The 18,181-nt window shown below is 61.5% G+C and carries 16 protein-coding genes; all 16 read left to right on the forward strand.

Annotated features, from left to right (window positions below):
- Positions 1 to 7 precede the first annotated feature (7 nt).
- Positions 8 to 1,825, forward strand: coding sequence for an ATP-dependent zinc metalloprotease FtsH (gene ftsH, locus ACZ5PP_RS12990; protein WP_464826118.1), 1,818 nt, complete (start codon positions 8 to 10; stop codon positions 1,823 to 1,825).
- 112 nt (positions 1,826 to 1,937) lie between these two features.
- Positions 1,938 to 2,255 carry an IS66 family insertion sequence element accessory protein TnpA gene (tnpA, locus tag ACZ5PP_RS12995; RefSeq protein WP_012584785.1) on the forward strand — a complete coding sequence of 106 codons (318 nt, stop codon included), beginning with the start codon at positions 1,938 to 1,940 and terminating at the stop codon, positions 2,253 to 2,255.
- The gene (gene tnpB / locus ACZ5PP_RS13000; protein ID WP_012584784.1) at positions 2,255 to 2,614 is read left to right on the forward strand and encodes an IS66 family insertion sequence element accessory protein TnpB; all 360 of its coding nucleotides are present in this window, start codon (positions 2,255 to 2,257) and stop codon (positions 2,612 to 2,614) included. Before tnpA ends, tnpB begins: the two co-directional genes overlap by 1 nt.
- Before the next feature lie 22 nt (positions 2,615 to 2,636).
- Positions 2,637 to 4,382 carry an IS66 family transposase gene (tnpC, locus tag ACZ5PP_RS13005; protein ID WP_012584783.1) on the forward strand — a complete coding sequence of 582 codons (1,746 nt, stop codon included), beginning with the start codon at positions 2,637 to 2,639 and terminating at the stop codon, positions 4,380 to 4,382.
- Positions 4,383 to 4,483: 101 nt separating this feature from the next.
- On the forward strand, positions 4,484 to 4,945 hold the full coding sequence (gene hsp20-GI, locus ACZ5PP_RS13010) for a small heat shock protein sHSP20-GI (RefSeq protein ID WP_464826119.1): 462 nt from the start codon (positions 4,484 to 4,486) through the stop codon (positions 4,943 to 4,945).
- 69 nt (positions 4,946 to 5,014) lie between these two features.
- Positions 5,015 to 6,376, forward strand: coding sequence for an IS1380 family transposase (locus ACZ5PP_RS13015; protein ID WP_004300513.1), 1,362 nt, complete (start codon positions 5,015 to 5,017; stop codon positions 6,374 to 6,376).
- A 287-nt stretch (positions 6,377 to 6,663) separates the two neighbouring features.
- Positions 6,664 to 7,578 carry a heat resistance protein YfdX1 gene (gene yfdX1, locus ACZ5PP_RS13020; protein WP_464826120.1) on the forward strand — a complete coding sequence of 305 codons (915 nt, stop codon included), beginning with the start codon at positions 6,664 to 6,666 and terminating at the stop codon, positions 7,576 to 7,578.
- Between the two features lie 102 nt (positions 7,579 to 7,680).
- Positions 7,681 to 8,568: a heat resistance protein YfdX2 gene (gene yfdX2, locus ACZ5PP_RS13025; protein WP_464826121.1), complete on the forward strand. Its 888-nt coding sequence runs from the start codon at positions 7,681 to 7,683 to the stop codon at positions 8,566 to 8,568.
- A gap of 96 nt (positions 8,569 to 8,664) precedes the next feature.
- Positions 8,665 to 9,276 (forward strand): heat resistance membrane protein HdeD-GI, encoded by a 612-nt coding sequence (gene hdeD-GI / locus ACZ5PP_RS13030; protein ID WP_016852018.1) that lies wholly within the window; start codon positions 8,665 to 8,667, stop codon positions 9,274 to 9,276.
- 79 nt (positions 9,277 to 9,355) lie between these two features.
- Positions 9,356 to 10,501: a hypothetical protein gene (locus ACZ5PP_RS13035; RefSeq protein ID WP_464826122.1), complete on the forward strand. Its 1,146-nt coding sequence runs from the start codon at positions 9,356 to 9,358 to the stop codon at positions 10,499 to 10,501.
- A complete protein-coding gene (gene trx-GI / locus ACZ5PP_RS13040) occupies positions 10,491 to 10,931 on the forward strand; it encodes a heat resistance system thioredoxin Trx-GI (protein ID WP_034085933.1) in 441 nt (146 codons plus the stop codon). Before ACZ5PP_RS13035 ends, trx-GI begins: the two co-directional genes overlap by 11 nt.
- Before the next feature lie 154 nt (positions 10,932 to 11,085).
- Positions 11,086 to 13,893, forward strand: coding sequence for a sensor domain-containing protein (locus tag ACZ5PP_RS13045; protein ID WP_464826123.1), 2,808 nt, complete (start codon positions 11,086 to 11,088; stop codon positions 13,891 to 13,893).
- 219 nt (positions 13,894 to 14,112) lie between these two features.
- On the forward strand, positions 14,113 to 14,577 hold the full coding sequence (locus tag ACZ5PP_RS13050) for a phosphate-starvation-inducible PsiE family protein (protein WP_464826124.1): 465 nt from the start codon (positions 14,113 to 14,115) through the stop codon (positions 14,575 to 14,577).
- Positions 14,555 to 15,520, forward strand: coding sequence for a zinc metalloprotease HtpX (locus ACZ5PP_RS13055; RefSeq protein ID WP_464826125.1), 966 nt, complete (start codon positions 14,555 to 14,557; stop codon positions 15,518 to 15,520). Before ACZ5PP_RS13050 ends, ACZ5PP_RS13055 begins: the two co-directional genes overlap by 23 nt.
- A gap of 24 nt (positions 15,521 to 15,544) precedes the next feature.
- Complete coding sequence (locus ACZ5PP_RS13060; protein ID WP_464826126.1) at positions 15,545 to 16,696, forward strand: S1C family serine protease; 1,152 nt, start codon at positions 15,545 to 15,547, stop codon at positions 16,694 to 16,696.
- A 232-nt stretch (positions 16,697 to 16,928) separates the two neighbouring features.
- The gene (locus ACZ5PP_RS13065) at positions 16,929 to 17,894 is read left to right on the forward strand and encodes a LysR family transcriptional regulator (protein ID WP_464826127.1); all 966 of its coding nucleotides are present in this window, start codon (positions 16,929 to 16,931) and stop codon (positions 17,892 to 17,894) included.
- Positions 17,895 to 18,181 lie beyond the last annotated feature (287 nt).

Here is an 18,181-nt window from a genome sequence, read left to right on the forward strand (position 1 = left end):
ATTGCCCATGGAAAAGAAAGATCAATGGAACATTGGCTACTGGATCGTCGCCGGCCTGTTGCTGCTGACGCTGCAGAACTACTGGCAGGCGGCCAAGACCGTCGAGCCCGTGCCCTACAGCGAATTCGAGAAGGCGCTGGCCGAGGGGCGCGTCGCCGAAGTGCTGGTGTCGGACCGCACGGTCACCGGGCGCCTGAAATCGCCGGACAGCCGGGGCAAGACCACCATCGTGGCCACCCGTGTCGAACCCGACCTGGCCGAGCGGCTGTCCAAGTACGACGTGCCCTATGCGCGGGTGGTGGAAAGCACCTGGCTACGTGATGTGCTCTCCTGGATTCTGCCGGCGGTGGCCTTCTTCGGCGTCTGGTTCTTCCTGTTCCGCCGCTTCGCCGAGAAGCAGGGCATGGGTGGCTTCCTGAGCATCGGCAAGAGCCGTGCCAAGGTATTCATGGAGAAGAACACTGGCGTGACCTTTGCCGATGTCGCTGGCGTCGATGAAGCCAAGGCGGAGTTGGTTGAGATCGTCGATTTCCTCAAGAATCCGCAGGAGTATGGACGGCTCGGGGCGCGCATTCCCAAGGGCGTGTTGCTGGTCGGCCCACCGGGCACCGGCAAGACATTGCTGGCCAAGGCTGTTGCCGGCGAGGCGGCGGTGCCCTTCTTCTCCATCTCCGGATCAGAGTTTGTCGAGATGTTCGTCGGCGTGGGTGCGGCCCGTGTGCGCGACCTGTTCGAACAGGCGCGTGCGCAGGCGCCGGCGATCATCTTCATCGACGAGCTCGATGCGCTGGGCCGCGCGCGCGGCGTCGGCGGCCCCATCGGCGGCCACGACGAGCGCGAGCAGACCCTCAACCAGCTGCTCACGGAGATGGACGGCTTCGACAGCTCGGTCGGGCTGATCATCCTCGCCGCCACCAACCGCCCCGAAATCCTCGACCAGGCGCTGCTGCGCGCCGGTCGCTTCGACCGTCAGGTGCTGGTGGACCGGCCCGACAAGAAGGGACGGCTGGACATCCTGAAAGTCCACGTCAAGAAGGTGACGCTGGCTCAGGATATCGATCTCGAACAGGTGGCGGCGCTGACCACGGGCTTTTCGGGTGCAGACCTCGCGAACCTGGTCAACGAGGCCGCGCTGGCCGCGACCCGGCGCAAAGCATCCGCCGTGGAGTTGCAGGATTTCACCGCCGCCATCGAGCGCATCGTGGCCGGCCTGGAAAGGAAGAACCGTGTGCTCAATCCGAAGGAGCGGGAAACCGTGGCCTATCACGAGATGGGGCATGCGCTGGTGGCGCTGGCGCTGCCCGGCACCGATCCGGTACACAAGATTTCAATCGTTCCGCGTGGCATCGGTGCACTCGGCTACACCCTGCAGCGGCCCACCGAAGACCGATTTCTGATGACACGTGCCGACCTGGAGCACAAGATCGCCGTGCTCCTGGGAGGGCGCGCGGCTGAGAAGCTCGTGTTCGGCGAGCTGTCCACCGGGGCTGCCGATGACCTCGCACGGGCCACCGACATTGCCCGCGACATGATCACCCGCTTTGGCATGGACGAAGGACTGGGCTACATCGCCTTCGAGGCGCAGCGGCCCCGCTTTCTCGATACACCTGAACTGGCCCACGGCGGTTGCCGGGTGGCCGAATCGACCCAGGCGCGCATCGATCAGGCTATCCGCGACATCGTGATGGGCGTGTTCGAGCGCGCCTACCGGATTCTCGACATCAACCGCGCGGTGCTGGAGCGCTGTGCGCGCGAGCTGCTGGCGCGGGAAACGCTCGACGAAAGCGATATCCGTCAATTGACTCAAGGACTTGTTCGGAACTGAAAACAGTAGTAGGTGCCATTCAGAGTAAACGTAAGCGCTCCACGAACCCCATCCTTACGTAGCCCCCGTTGAGCCCTCATGCTTCGGCTTCCGTTTTTCGGGGAGCACGAGCATGTCGGAGCGCAGTACGTTCTGGTTGTCGCACCTGTCGGCAATCGAAGCCGAGGGCATCACCACGAAGGCGTACGCCGAGCGCGAGGGGCTGTCGCCGCAGGCGCTCTACCAGTGGCGCAAGCGCCTGGTGGCCGGTGGCCGTCGTAGCCGCGCCAAGCTTGGCGGATTCGTCCCGATCCAGATCGAACCCTCGATGACGCCCCGCGCGGGCTGCACGGTGGTGATCGACGCGCAGTTGCGGCTCGAATGCGCGATGCTGCCCGGCGTCGACTGGCTGGCCGCGCTGTCGGTGGCCCTTGCCGAGCGGGGGCGCTGATGCACCCGGGGCATTCGATCGGTGCGGTGTATCTGTACCGGCCGGCGATCGACTTTCGCAAATCCATCGGCGGACTGTCGGCACTGGTCGAGCAGGAGCTGGGGCTGAACCCGTTCGGCGACGCACTGTACCTGTTCATCAACCGTCGCCGCGACAAGCTCAAGGCGCTGTACTGGCACCGCAACGGCTTTTGCCTCTGGTACAAGCGGCTCGAAGCCGAGCGCTTCGCCTGGCCGGCGGCCGAGGCGGGCGAGCCCACCTGCGTACTGACGATGAAGGAGCTCGAATGGCTGCTTGAGGGCTTCGATCTGTGGGCGGCAAGGCCGCATAAAACGCTGCAATACCAATCAGTTACGTAGCGTGATCGGGTATAATTCCGGCATGCCGCAACGTACCGCCGCCCCTCGCTCGAACCCTTCCGTTGGCGTGTGCGCATCCGTCCTGGCCGAGCTGTTGCCCGACGATCCAGCAACGCTCAAAGCCTTGTTGCTGGCACAGCAGCGTGCCTTCGAGACGCGTGAAGCCGAACGGCAGGCAGCCTTCGAGGCCCGTGAGGCCGCACTCCAGAAAGTCTTCGATGCGCGGGAGGCTGAACGCCAAAGAGCCTTCGATGCGCGGGAGGCTGAACTGCAAAAGGCCTTCGAGGCACGCATCCTCGAGCTCTACGAGCAGCTTCGCCTGGCGCGTCGGCGCATGTTCGGGCCCAGCAGCGAATCGCACGCGGGCCAGGCCTGGCTCTTCGACGAGGCCGAGGCGCTGGCCGAGTCCGCACCCGAGGCGCTCGACACCGCAACCTTGCCGCCGCCGGCCACCGAGACGACGGGTGAGGCGTCCGCCGACACCGGCAAGAAGAAGGCGCGTGGTAAGCGCAAGCCCTTGCCCATCGAGCTGCCGCGCATCGACGTCGTCCATGACGTCCCCGAGGCCGAGCGCACCTGCGCCTGCGGCACGCCCATGGTCGAGATCGGCCAGGACGTCAGCGAACAGCTCGACATCGTCCCGATGCAGGTGCGTGTGCTGCGCCATATCCGCAAGCGCTACGGCTGCCCCGAGGGCGACCAGGCGCCGGTCACCGCCCGCGCCCCGGCGCAGGTGCTGCCCAAGAGCAACGCCAGCAACGACCTGCTGGCCTTGCTGATCGTCATCAAGTACGTCGATGGGCTGCCGCTGGCGCGTTTCGAGTACGTGCTCGCTCGCGCAGGCGTGCTTGTGCCGCGCCAGACCCTGGCGCGCTGGGTGATCGGTACCGCCCAGGCGCTGCAGCCGCTCGCCAACCTGATGCGCGACGTGCTGCTCGGGCACGACGTCATCCACATGGACGAAACCCCGGTGCAGGTGCTCAAGGAGCCTGGCCGGGCAGCCACGAGCAAGAGCCAGATGTGGGTGCAGCGCGGCGGACCGCCGGGCAAGCCGGTGGTCCTCTTCGAGTACGATCCGAGCCGCGCGCAGGCGGTGCCCTTACGCCTGCTCGAAGGCTGGAAGGGGCATCTGATGGCCGACGGGCTCGAGAGCTACGGCGCAATTGCCTTCACCGAAGGGGTGACCCGGCTCGGTTGCTGGGTGCACGCGCGACGTCGTTTCGTCGATGCCAGCAAGGTGCTGCCTGCCGGCAAGCGCGGCCGCGCCCACGAAGCGCTGGCCCTGATCGGCAAGCTCTACGCCATCGAGAAGGACGCGCGCGAACTGAACGACGCCCAGCGCCTGGCGCTACGCCAGAGCAGAAGCCGCGCCGTCATCGACGAACTGCGCCGTTGGCTCGACCAAGTGCTCCCCACCGTGCCGCCCACCTCGGTGCTCGGGGGTGCCCTGGGCTACCTGCATCGGCAGTGGCCGCGTCTGACGCGCTACCTCGAGCGCGGCGATCTGCCGATCGACAACAACCCCGCCGAAAACGCCATCCGTCCCTTCGTGGTCGGGAGAAAGGCATGGCTCTTCTCGGACACTCAGGCCGGTGCGCGTGCCAGCGCACTCCTCTACTCGCTGGTCGAAACCGCCAAGGCCAACGGCTTCGAGCCGTATCTGTGGCTGCGCCACGTGCTGCGCGCCTTGCCCACCGCGACCAACGTCGAACATTTCGAGGCCCTCCTGCCCTGGAATCTCAAGGCTGAGCAGTTGATCACGGCGTAAAGAGCCCGGGAAGGATGGGGTTCGTGGAGCGCTTACGAGTAAACCGACGGCTCTGTTCAGTGCGTCATCCAATTCGTCGGCATTGTTCAAGGAGAACCGATATGTCTGCATTGACTCCGTGGGACCCCTTCCGGGAACTGGATGAATTGCAAAACCGCCTGGCGACGATGTTCGGACGAATACCCCAGCGACAGGGCGCCCGTACCGGCAACGAAGCCATGACCACGGCGGACTGGGCACCAATGGCGGACATCAGCGAGGATGAGAACGCATTCCTCCTCAAGCTGGATCTGCCGGAGGTCCCCAAGGATGCCGTGCGCGTCAGCGCGGAAAACGGTGTGCTCACCATCAGCGGCGAGCGCAAACTGGAAAAAGAGGAGCAGGGCAAGAAGTTCCACCGCATCGAACGTGCGTATGGCCGCTTTGTGCGCAGCTTTGTCTTGCCTGACAACGTTGATCCGACCAAGGTGACGGCTTCCATGAAAGACGGCGTGCTGGAAGTGCGGCTTGTCAAGGCCGAGCAAGCCAAACCGAAACAGATTCCTGAATCCGTGTTCGTTTAGCCGGAAATCCAGCCTAACGCATTGATGTAATTGTACAATTACGCATCCGACTCATTCACCCAACCGACCATGCCGCGCTTCGAAGTCAAGCAATCCGCCAAGCTCAACCTGACCTCGTACTCGGGCCTGGCGCTGATCGGGCAGTGCTGCCAGGCGGCACAGGTTCAGGCGGTGATCGACCCGAGGCTGCCAGTGTCGCAGGGCATGCTGAGCTCGGATCTGGTCAAGTCGGTGGTCGGGCTGCTGAGCCTGGGCAAGAGCGACTTCGAGGCGATCGAGCCGTTTCGCGGCGACCGCTTCTTCAAGGAAGCGCTCGGGCTCGCCAAGGTGCCCGGCAGCGTGTGGATGCGCCAACGGCTCGATGCCCGCGCGGCCGAGCTGCGCGAGCTGACCGACGAGCTGAGCCTGCGCCTGCTCGAGCGCACCGAGGCGCCGATCACGGCGCACAAGGGCTACGTCTGCGCCGACCTGGACACCTTCGTGATGGACAACTCCGACACCAAGAAGGAAGCGGTCAGCCGCACCTACCAGGGTGTCGACGGCTACACGCCGATCGCGCTGTACCTGGGCAACGAGGGCTGGAACCTCGGCCTGGAACTGCGCGCGGGTTCGCACCACTCGGCGCTGGAGACGGAGTATTTCTTCGAGCGCGCGCTCCCGCGCCTGCGCCGGGTGTGCGCCGCCGATGCGAAGCTGCTGTGGCGCGCCGATAGCGGCTTCGATAGCGCGCGGCTGCTGTTCGCGCTGGCCGACGAGCGCGATCGCTGGGCCGAACTCGGGCGTTCGTTCGATTACCTCACCAAGTGGAACCCGCGCCGCCAGGACAAGACCGCCTGGGTGGATCGGGCCGAGGCCGCCGGTGCGTTCGAAGAAGCGCGCGTGGGCAAGCGGGTGGGGCTGCTGGACCTGAAGATCGATCGTGCCTGGAAGAAGGCCAAGCGCACGCTGCGCCTGGTGGTGCGGGTGACCGAGCGCACCATCGACAAGAAGGGCCAGCACCTGCTGGCGCCCGAGATCGAGATCGAAGGCTGGTGGACCAGCCTCGATGGGGCGATGGCCGAGGTGATCGAGCTCTACAAGCACCACGGCACGCACGAGCAGTTCCACTCCGAGATCAAGACCGACCTGGACCTCGAGCGCCTGCCCTCGGGTAAGTTCGACACCAACGACGCGGTCGTGCATCTGGCCGCATTCGCCTACAACTGCCTGCGCCTGATCGGCCAGCTCGGGCTGGCCGGCGAGCTCTCGCCGATCCGCCACCCGGCCAAGCGCCGGCGCATCAAGACGGTGCTGCAGGAGGTGATGTACCGCGCGGCGAAGTTCGTCGAACACGCCCGGCGCCTGGTGCTGGACTTCGGGCGCGGCGTGGCCGCGCATGTGAAGGTGTTCACCACGGTGCAGGCGCGACTGTGCGCGGTGGCTTCGCCGTGATGCAAATCCGGCGGCCGAATTCTCCGAATCGAGGCCATTTCGCTGCGGCGGAAGGGCGACGGCCGCGCGGGAGAAGGGAAATGACATAGCGCACCCGCCGGAAGCCCGGCTCGCCGGCGCTCCGGGCCATGAAAGGACGGCGCTCGGGGCTGCGGTGAGCTGAGATTGGGAGTCAGGCAGCAGAAGAATCATGCGCTGGGGCTCGCGGAGCGGGTATGCGCTGTAGAGAACACGGATTCAGGAGATTGAAATCTCAGTCAACTAACTTCAATCAAGAGCCCAAGATCATGAATATCAAACAGCCACAATACACCTTCTCCGCACTTGCCCTGGCGGTCGTCGTCGGACTGAGCGGACCGGCTCTGGCCCAATCGGCGGCAGGTTCTAGCCCAGGTGCTGCAGCACCCTCTGCCGCATCCAAGGCGGCACAGCCACAGGTAGATGACAAGGCCGCCCGGGAAGCCGATAAAAAGCGTGCCGAGCTCACTCAAGACGCCATCACGGCGCTCACCAAGACCCAGGAGGCTTTGACCCTCCTTGATGCAAAGAAGACCAAGGAGGCGCTTGCTGCGCTGGAACTGGCCAGCGGAAAGCTGGAACTGGTATTGGCACGCGACGCCAAACTTGCTTTGGCGCCGGTCGATGTACGCGTCATCACCCACGATATCCACGCCAACGTGGAATCGGTAAAGAAAGCGGTCAAGTTGTCTCGGGAGTTGTTGGGTGATGGCGAGGTGCAAAAGGCCCGGCCCATCGTTGCCAATCTGGCCAGCGAAATCGTGATCCAAACCGACAACCTTCCGATGGCAACGTACCCGGCAGCGATCAAGTCGGCCGCACGGCTCATCGACAGCGGCAAGATCGACGACGCCAAAGCGGAACTCGCCCGAGCACTGAACACGCTGGTGGTGACCTCGGTCGCCTTTCCTCTGCCCGTGCTACGGGCCGAAGCCGCGATGGCAAAAGCTGAAAAGCTGGCCGAGACCGACAAGCGCGATGCCAAGCAGAACGAGGAGCTCAGCACCTTGCTGTCGTCCGTGCGCACGGAGATCGAGATGGCGCAGATCCTGGGTTATGGCAAGAAGGCGGACTTCACCCCCATCTTCGATCAGGTGAAGTCCATTGAGCAAAAGTCGGCTGGTGGCAAAAGCGGCAAGGGATGGTTCGACGAGTTGAAGACGCGCCTCCAAAAGCTGTTTTGAGGTGATGAAGGGGCCGACTGTTCGGTCGGTCAGTCTCGCGATGTTCGCAGTCAGCCCCAATAGATTCGCCTATTTTCACTAACTCATACGAGGCATATCACCATGAATGAGCAAACATCGAATCCCAATGCGACGAACAAAGAAATAAACGAACAGGCCGCGGTAAGCAGCCTTCCTGTCAGTCCAGAGGCCAAGCCTGAAGTCGTCACGGAGGTACAGCCTGAGGTTCAGAAGGAAACGGACTCGCAGGCGGCAGATAAACGTAAACAAGTCCTCGATGAGGCCGTCTCGGCCTTGGCGCTGACCAAATCAGCGCTGGCCGCACTTGACGGCAAGGACGCTGCACGCGCATTGGCAACGCTGGCCGAAGTGACGGGAAAGCTGGAGCTGATCGTTGCGCGCGAACCCACGCTCGCCCTGGCCCCCGTTGATGTGCGCACCATCGTGCACGACTTGTTCGCCAACACGGAAACCATTGAGGCGATGACCGACGAGGCGCTGGAGGCCCTCAAACATGGCGAGGTGCAACAGGCACGTCACGTGCTGGCTTTGCTGGCCAGTGAAATCGTGATCGCGGTCACCAACATCCCTCTGGCGTCCTATCCCGCAGCCGTGAAGTCAGTCGTGCCGCTGATCGATCAGGGCAAGATTGAAGAAGCCAAAGCCGCGCTGCAGGCAGCGCTCAGCACGCTGGTCGAGACGCGCAGCGTGCATCCGCTGCCCGCCCTGCGCGCCAGGCTGCTCCTGAAGCGCGCCGAGACCTTGGTAGAAGATGGTCAGCGGAGCGAAGCGTCCAATGAGCGCCTGGAGACATTATTGAACGAAGCGCGGCAGCAGTTGGAAATGGCAGAACTGCTGGGCTATGGAAAGAAGAAGGACTTTGAGCCCCTGTATGCTGAACTCAAGAAAGTCAAGCAAAAGACGGCTGGGGGAGGCGGCGGAAAAGGCTGGCTCGATGAAATCAAGGCAAAGCTGTCCAAGTTGTTCTGAAACCGCTGGATAGGGCGTAAGAGGGGCGCGTCGCGCCCCTCTCTTGGCTCAGGAGTGTTTGCTTTTTCACCCCATTAGATCTTTAGGAGATATAGCATGAACACAGACACCATCGCCGATTCCAGTGCGGATGACCCCACCAAAGCACTGTGTTCGCTGAGCCAAAATTGGTGGCTTTTTGCGTTGCGCGGTGTCTTGGCATTGATTTTCGCAGCCCTCGCGTTCTGGATGCCACAATCGGCTCTGTTGGCCATGACCATCATGTTCGGCGCATTTTCCTTGGTCAATGGCGCGTTCAACTTGTTTGCAGCGGTGCGCCATATCCAGAAAAAAGAGCGCTGGGGCTGGCTGCTGTTCAGCGGCATTGTCGGCATACTTACGGGCGTCGTCGTCCTGGTTGCTCCTTGGGTCGCCACGATAGTCTTGGCTTCTTTTTTATGGGCTAGCGTGGGCTTCTGGGCGATTTTCACCGGTGTGCTGGAGATATCCGCCGCCGTTCGGCTGCGTCAAGAAATCAAGGGTGAAATCTGGCTTGCCTTCAGTGGACTGCTCTCGATTGTCCTTGGCGCTATCGTCTTGTGGATATTTTTTTCCCGTCCGGTCGAGTCATTCCTGGCCGCAGGCTGGCTGTTGGGCTTCTATGCGGCAGTCTATGGTGTCACGCTTTTGTTCTTGAGTTGGCGTCTTCGCAAAACGCGCCAGGGATAAGAGCGGGTCAAACTAAATTCTATGGATATGAGCATCCTCGATTCATACCTCCATAGAAATGACATCGAAGGAGTCATACATGCAGATGCAATATAGCTATCGAGCTATCGACAAAGAGTTTCATGAACCTTGGCAGAGAGCTTTGGGAAATGTGATCGAGCACGCCCTCAAGCCATTGCTCGACAAACACACTAAAGATTCAGCGCAACTTCATATCGTCCTTGATCGCGACAAGACCAAGCGGCAATTTCTGGCCAGTGGCTATATGCACCTGCCCGGCAGAAAGATTGTCAGCGTTACTGCATCACATGACGAGCTGACGCCCCTCGCGCAGATGCTCGCACAGTCGTTGTTCCGTCAGGCCAAGAAGCATTTTGACCGGCTGCATGCTCAGGACCAAATCAAGCGCAAAGCACGACGCAAGCGCTTGCGCGAGCTCAAGGTGCGAATTGCCGCAAAACCCGCGTCAGCCGCCCATGAGGCCGAGGCGACCCGAATGCCTCTACTGTCGAAACTTGAGGCTGTCGCAAGGCGTGAGCTGGCTTATCTGCGGGCCGTCGGCGATTTACCGCGCGATTATCCGACGCTGCGCGACGTGGTGGATGAAGCGATTGTCCGAGCTGAGGTGGAATGGCAATCCGTGCCGGGGGAAAAAGAGGCTTACACCGGTCTTTTGAAGCATCTGTTCGCCGTCCTGGATAACGAAGTGGCAAGCAGCCGGCAATTTGGCGAATTCGTTTCTCTGGACGCGCCGGTCGAACCGGATGCCCAAGACGTCGCCGAGGCCATGGTGGAAGAGGAAATCTTCGAATTTTATCAGCCCGATGACACACTCAAGCTGGCCGATATCTTCGCTGGCAGTCAGCATCCCGATGTCGCAACGATCGCGGAACAGGAGGAGCTGATTGATCGGTCGAGCGAGTTCGCTTTTGCATTTGACCTGCTGAAGGACATGCCGCGTTTGTGGCGGCGCATTTTTCTGCTTATCCGTGTGGACGGGCTGGATGCCAGCAGCGTCTCTGAAATCCTGCTGATTCCTAGTAAGGAAGATACTGTCCAAAGGTGGCTCATGCAGGCCGAAGCATTCATCGCTGCTCATTTGGAAGAGGCCGGAGTAAGCAAAGACGGGAACGATTGGCTCCAAGGCGTTGATTGGTCGGCATTGTCTGTGACCCGAAGCGCGGCAGCCTCACTGTGGTCCAAGGAGGCGAACCATGAAGAATGATCTTCACCTCGTCTGTCCGCATTGCCAGTCCATCAACCGCGTACCGACTGCGAAGCTATCGGAACATCCCAACTGCGGCCGCTGCCAGCAGCCCTTGTTCACGGGCGAACCCATCGAGTTGACCACGGCGACGTTCTCGCGCCACGTGGAGCGCAGCGATCTGCCGCTGCTGGTCGATTTCTGGGCGCCATGGTGCGGGCCGTGCAAGATGATGGCGCCACAGTTCCAGCAAGCGGCGCACCAGCTCGAACCGAGGATCCGGCTGGCGAAGGTGAATACCGAGGCTGAGCCCCACCTGGCCGCCCAGTTCGGTATTCGCAGCATTCCAACCCTGATTTTGTTCCGAGGTGGACATGAGGTTGCACGTCAGGCGGGCGCCATGGGCGCGCAGGACATTATGCGCTGGGTGACATCCCGCTTGCCGCAATGACCCGGCGCGAACCACCCTGCTTATCAGTTGTTCGATCCTTGAAGAAAGTGCGTAGCCGCGATGCATAGCGACCCAACCACACAATCTTTGACGAAATACGCTCCGAGTTGCAGAAACGTTGGAACCTCTGTTTCACCCATAAGGAGCGTCACCTTTGAACGAGACGCCTCAAATCTCAGCCCGACACTGTGGCCAGATTAACCAGAATGCCCATTTTGGCAGTTGGCATCTCGATCTTGGCTCGCAACTCCTCACTTGCTCCGATGAAGCCTGCCGCGTGCTCGGCCTGGATGTTGGTGCGCCAATAGCCTTCGAGCGATTCCTGCAGTGCATTCACCCTGAAGACCGCCCCCTCTTCGATAGGGCATGGGATGCTGCCATGTGCGGAAAGTCCCTTGATCTGCGGTATCGCATCGTCAGCGGAGGGCAGGTTCGCTGGATACACCTTCGGGCAACATTCAAGGGCGACGCCTCTGGTCGGCCCAGAGCGGCAGACGGGACGGTAGAGGACATCACCGATCTCAAGAGGGTCGAGCAGGCGCTGAACGCTATGCGCCGACAGCGAGAAGAGTTGGCCAGCCACGTTCCCGGTATGCTTTACCAATACCGTCTTCGTCCGGACGGCAGCTCGCACTTCCCTTATGCCAGCGCGAGGATACAGGAAATATACGGGGTTGCACCGGAGGATGTTGTTGAAGATGCCACTCCTGCGTTCGCTGCGCTCCATCCTGAAGACCGCGACCGTGTGCATGAAACCATACAGGCGTCGGGGCAGTCACTCGCGCTTTGGCATGACGAGTACCGAGTGCAGTTTCCAGACGGTCGGGTGATCTGGGTCGAAGGCGAGGCGTCGCCTGAAGCCATGCCTGATGGGAGCATCCTCTGGCACGGCTATATCCATGATGTCACCTCACGCAGAAGATCCGCGGAAGAGCTTCGCCTTGCGGCTAAAGTTTTTGAGCACGCAGGAGAGGGCATCCTCGTTACGGACGCTCAAGGCCACATAGTCAACGTCAATCGGGCGTTTTCCGTGATCACTGGTTATGCGCGGGAGGAAGTAATGGGTCAGACACCTCGTCTGCTCGAGTCCGATCGCTATGACGATGAGTTCTATCAGACCGTTTGGCAGGCTCTGCGTGAGCACGACTATTGGCACGGAGAGCTCTGGTGCCGACGCAAGAACGGCAGTCAGTTTGCCGCGCTGCTGACGATCAGTGCAGTCCCGGATATGCAGGGCAATATCGAGCATTACGTAGCCATGTTCTCCGACATCACGGCGCTGAAGGAGAACCAGCAACAGCTTGAACGCGTTGCTCATTACGACCTGCTCACCGGCTTGCCCAATCGACTATTGCTTGGAGACCGCCTTAAGCAGGCCATTCGTCAGACACGTCGGCGTGGCATGCACCTGGCGGTTGTCTTCATTGATCTGGATGGATTCAAGGAGGTCAACGACCAGCACGGCCACGCAGTCGGCGACAAATTGCTGTCCGTCCTGTCCAGGCGTATGACGCAGGTGTTGCGCGAAGACGATACCTTGGCCCGTCTTGGAGGTGATGAGTTTGTCGCCGTTCTGGTCGATCTGCCGGAAAACTCCTTCAGCCTACCAATTCTTGATCGCCTGATCGAGGTAGCGGCACAGCCCGTACCGATTGGTGACGCACTGTGCGAAGTGAGCGCGAGTATCGGTGTGAGCTACTACCCGCAACTCGAAGACATCGACGCCGACCAACTACTGCGGCAGGCAGATCAGGCCATGTATTTCGCCAAGCAAGCTGGCAAGAATCGATATCACGTTTTCGATACGGAGAAGGATCGTACGCTGCGCACCCGTCACGAAGGATTGGACAGCATAGAGAATGCACTTGCCAATGGGCAGTTTCTGCTTTACTTCCAACCTAAGGTCAACATGCGCACCGGTGAGGTGCTGGGCGCCGAAGCCTTGATCCGCTGGCAACATCCGGCGCGTGGCTTGTTATCTCCTGCCTCCTTCATACCCATCATTGAGAACCATCCGCTCGGGATTGACGTGGGGAAATGGACCATCGAGGCTGCGCTGACCCAGATCGAAGTTTGGCGCAAGGCCGGCCTTCATGTCCCGATCAGCGTGAATATCGGTGCGCGGCACTTGCTGCAACCGGACTTCATCATGCATCTACGGGGTATGTTGTCACGACATCCCGGTGTCCAGCCGCAAGACCTTGAACTGGAAATCCTCGAAACCAGCGCCGTGGAGGACTTCGTTCAAGTGTCTCAGTTGATGGCGCTGTGCGAGAGGATGGGATTGCGTTTTGCCCTCGACGATTTCGGCAGCGGCTATTCATCGCTGACCTATCTGAAGCGCCTGCCCGCGTACCTGCTCAAGATCGACCAAGGTTTTATACGCGACATGCTCGAGGATCCGGACGATATCGCCATCCTGGATGCGCTACTGGCACTGGCAAGGTCGTTTGGCAGGAACTGCATCGCGGAGGGAGTCGAATCCATTCAGCATGGTGAAATGCTGCTGCGTCTGGGATGCGAGTGGGGCCAGGGTTATGCCATCGGGCATCCGATGCCGGCGCATGAATTCGAGCAATGGCTACACACCTGGCAGGTACCCTTATCCTGGAAGGGATTCAAACCTGACAGTCGCGCCGCGCTGCCCGTGCCGTTCACATACGCCGACCACCGGGTCTGGATTTCCCAGATGATCGACTATCTGTCAGGCAAGACCCAAGTGCCTCCTCAATCCGAAACACTCCAATACTGGCGGGATCAAAGTGGACGCCCTACGTTCTTCGGCAAGAATCCTGATGATCAGGTCGATGCCCTGCATCAGAGCATCCAGCAGTTAGCGCACACCCTGAGTGAAATGAAAAATGCCGGCCGTGTCGAGGCATTGAGGGCTGGCATCGACAAGTTGCAACATTTGCAGGCGGATCTGCTGGGATTGCTGCCGCCAGACCAGAAGCCGGATTGATGCCATGCATGGGACAAAGGGTTGACGTGCAAGAGGCTGATCCACCCATCGGCGGCGCCACGGGCGCGCAGGACATTATGCGCTGGGTGCCTTCGCAATTGCCTCGGCAATCCAGGTGTAATCGAGTCGTCTTCTCGGACTCCCCGTTCCATTAACGTTTCATTGAAAGAGAGAGCAACGCTTATGCATAAAGAATCTGGCCACACGGCCCTTGACGAGATGCGCTCCCAGTGGCGGTTGATGACGGTTTACGAGCGCTTCGAGCAGGTCGTCGCCCTCGTTCTGTCGGCGGTGATTGCCGTCATCATCGTGGTGTCGCTTCTCCAGCTCATCTCTATAGTCTTCACACTGCTGATCCTCGATGCCTTCAATCCCATGGACCACAAGGTATTCCAGAGCGTGTTTGGCATGATCATGACGCTCTTGATCGCGATGGAGTTCAAGCATTCCATCGTGCGCGTGGCGCTGCGTCGGGACAGCATCATCCAGGTCAAGACCGTGATCCTCATCGGCCTGATAGCGCTGGCACGCAAGTTCGTGGTCCTCGACCCCGACACGAGTCCCGCCAAAATCGCCGCGCTGGCAGGCGCCACACTGGCGCTCGGTGCCACTTACTGGCTGCTGCGCGAGCGCGACGACCGTGCCGCCGAGACATCTGAGCATGCCCCGTCATCATCCCAGTGACCCGCGCGCGGCGTTGTTGCAACACCGCTGGCTCAACCGCCTGCAGACCGGGCTGTTGGTCCTGACCCTGGTCGGGATCGCAGCCGCCGCAGGAAGCCTGCTGTTCGGGGAAAGCGGCCTGTGGCTCGCGCTGTTTGCCGTTGCAGGCACGCTGCTGCTGGAACCGGCAGCCGCATCCGCCTTGACCTTGCGCCTATACCGCGCCCGGGCGCTGCACCCGCACGAAGCCCCGGAAATTTGGGCCCTGTTGCGCGAGCTGTCCGTCCGTGCCGGTTTGCCCGCAACGCCGGTGCCGCACTACGTGCCCAGTGCCGTCGTCAACGCCTTCGCCACCGGATCGAAGCAGGAGGCATCGATCGCCCTCACCGATGGCCTGCTGCGCCGCCTGAGCCCACGCGAGCTGGCGGGTGTGCTCGCGCACGAGATCGCGCACATCGCCAATGAGGATCTGCGCGTCATGGGGCTGGCGGATTCCGTCAGTCGCCTCACGAGCCTACTGGCCCTTATGGGACAGATCGCGATCCTGCTGAGCCTGCCTGCGCTGCTGGTTGGCGCGGCGGAGGTCTATTGGCCTGGTTTATTGTTATTGGCCGCATCGCCCCAGCTGGCCCTGCTCGCACAGCTCGGCTTGTCTCGCGTGCGTGAGTTCGACGCTGACCGCCTCGCTGCGGAACTGACTGGCGACCCGCAGGGGCTTGCGTCCGCGCTGGCGAAAATCGAGCGGGTCAGCCGCTCCTGGCGTGCCTGGTTGTGGCCGGGATGGGGCAATCCCGAACCCTCCTGGTTGCGCACGCATCCGGCCACGCAAGAACGCATCTCACGCCTACTGACGTTGGCGCCTGGGCCAGCATCAGCGTTGCCACTCCACGCGCCCCATTTCTTGCCGGAATCCGCTTTGACGCCGCGCCCACCGCGCTGGCGCCCGAGCGGGCTGTGGCGCTGATCGCCTATCAACAGGAGACTTCTCATGGCCTACCCCGACCCGTACCAACGTCCCGCGCCGGACCACTTCGTCCGGCGCTGGCTCTTCATCACCGCCTGTGTTGCCGCGCTCATGCTGCTGTGGCAGTTCCTGCCCGCCATCGAGGCCTGGTTCAGTCCGCGCGAAGCGGCAGAACGCACTGTGACGGCGCGTGGCGATCTGGCGGCGGACGAGAAAGCCACCATCGAACTGTTCGAAAAATCGCGCGCCTCGGTGGTCTACATCACTACCGCACAATTGGTACGCGATGTCTGGACGCGCAACGTCTTCTCCGTGCCGCGCGGCACTGGCTCGGGCTTCATCTGGGACGACGCCGGCCATGTCGTGACCAATTTCCACGTCATCCAGGGCGCGTCGGAGGCCACCGTCAAACTCGCCGACGGACGCGACTACCAGGCCGCGCTGGTAGGGGCGAGCCCTGCGCACGACATCGCTGTGCTCAAGATCGGCGTCGGCTTCAAACGCCCGCCTGCCGTGCCGGTCGGCACCAGCACCGACCTCAAGGTGGGACAGAAGGTGTTCGCTATCGGCAACCCCTTCGGCCTGGACTGGACGCTCACCACCGGCATCGTCTCCGCGCTCGACCGCTCGTTACCCGGAGAAGCGGGCGGCCCGGCCATCGATCACCTGATCCAGACCGACGCCGCCATCAACCCTGGCAACTCCGGTGGGCCGCTGCTCGATTCGGCAGGAAGGCTCATCGGCATCAACACGGCGATCTATAGCCCCTCCGGCGCCTCGGCCGGGATTGGTTTCGCCGTGCCGGTGGACACCGTCATGCGCGTAGTCCCGCAACTCATCAAGACCGGGAAGTACATCCGTCCGGCGCTGGGCATTGAGGTGGACGAACAGCTCAATCAGCGCCTGCTGGCGCTGACTGGAAGCAAGGGCGTGTTCGTGTTGCGTGTTACCCCTGGTTCGGCAGCGCACAAGGCCGGCCTCGCGGGTGTCGAAGTCACGCCGCAAGGCATCGTGCCGGGCGACCGCATCATCGATGTTGATGGCAAGGCGACGGACGATGTGGCCAAGCTGCTCGCGCGGCTAGACGACAGGAAGGTCGGCGATGTGGTGGTCTTGTCAGTGGAACGGGCCGGCAAATCGCGCGAGGTGCGTGTGGAGCTGCAACCCGGGAATTGATTGAACTGAACCTGTGGATCAGGCGGTAGTGCAGCGTCGCGGCGATTGAGGTTCTCAGGTCTTCGGCCAGGTAGCGTTCCGCCTCAACCTCCGTAATTTTCGGATGCGATCTGCCTATCCGAATAGGCAAGCATGCAACGCCGGAACCTCTTGCCAATCATCGAAGGAGAAAGCGAGGCGCAATCCGCATGAGGTGGACGCAGGCCAGGAACGAGGCAAACAGGAGGCCGCATTGGAACTCAGACTACTGCGCTATTTCGTTGCGGTCGCGGAAGAACTGCATTTCGCGCGAGCGGCCGAGCGCCTTGGCGTAGAACAATCGCCTGTGTCGCGCGCAATGCGAAATCTCGAAGCCACGCTCGGCGTGCAGTTGTTCGACCGCAGCGCGCACCAGACGCGACTGACCTGCGCCGGTCAAGTGTTCCTCGGTGAGTGCCGGCGCGTGCTGGCCACCGTGGAGCAGGCGGTGAGTGCCGCAAAGGCGGCGGCGCAGGGCTATCAGGGTTATCTGCGCATCGCCATCTGCGACAGCTTGGCGCAGCCCCACATTGCCACCTTGCTGGCGCGCAGCCGCGAGGAAGAGCCCGAACTGGAGATTCGCGTCTTCGAGCTGCCTTTCGCGCAGCAGCTCAAGGGCCTGCACAACGATCTGCTGGACATCGGTTTTGCGCTGTCGGACGCGGTGAGCGAAGGCCTTGTCGCCGAGCCCGTGTGGACCGATCCTCTGTCGGTGATCGTGATCGTGCCCGTGCGCCACCCCTTGTTGGCGCACGCGGAAGTGCCATTGGATGAAGCCTTGAAGTTTCCGTTGGTACTGTGCCATCCGGACGCGGGATCGGGCTGCCACCACCAGATCCAGGCGGTGCTTCAAGGTGCGTCCAAGCCGCTCAAGCTGGTAGATCAGGTGACGAGCCTAAAGAACACGAAGTCATTCGGCAGCTTTCCTGTTCTTGGCGTTTTTCAGAATTGCAGGAAAACCGTTTCGCAATTAACGAACTACTCTGCTCGCGCGAAGGGCCATTCTTCGCGACGACGTCGGCCGCGTCTTCGTCAGGCCAGATCCAGGCGGGCGTTTCTGAGCCTGAACCGTCTGGGCCTGTTGAGGAGGTGCGTTACTTCCTCCTGGTTCGCACCAGCGCACGTTCGCATTCTGTACGCCCAGCACCGTCCGCTGCACTGCGACTGCAGGAGCCGATGACATCGAGACCAACCATCGGCACCGAGATACCTCAGTGGCCGCGTCCGTCGCAGGCGATCGAGCGTGCTAGCGGCACGCGAAAGCGTCGCGGCTGCTACTAGATACGGGGCTCAATAAACGGTTGACACACCGCTTACGGTCATATCTTCATGTATTGCAAAGAGAATTTGTTATTGCACGCTTCACCCTACATCGGGTATGCTTTTCGGTGCTGCGAAAGCGGTAGGCCAAAAAGGAAAGCCCCAGTTCTGCGGGAACAGAATTGGGGCGGAATATTCAGGCCTGAC

It is taken from the genome of Thauera sp. DNT-1, assembly GCF_055393985.1.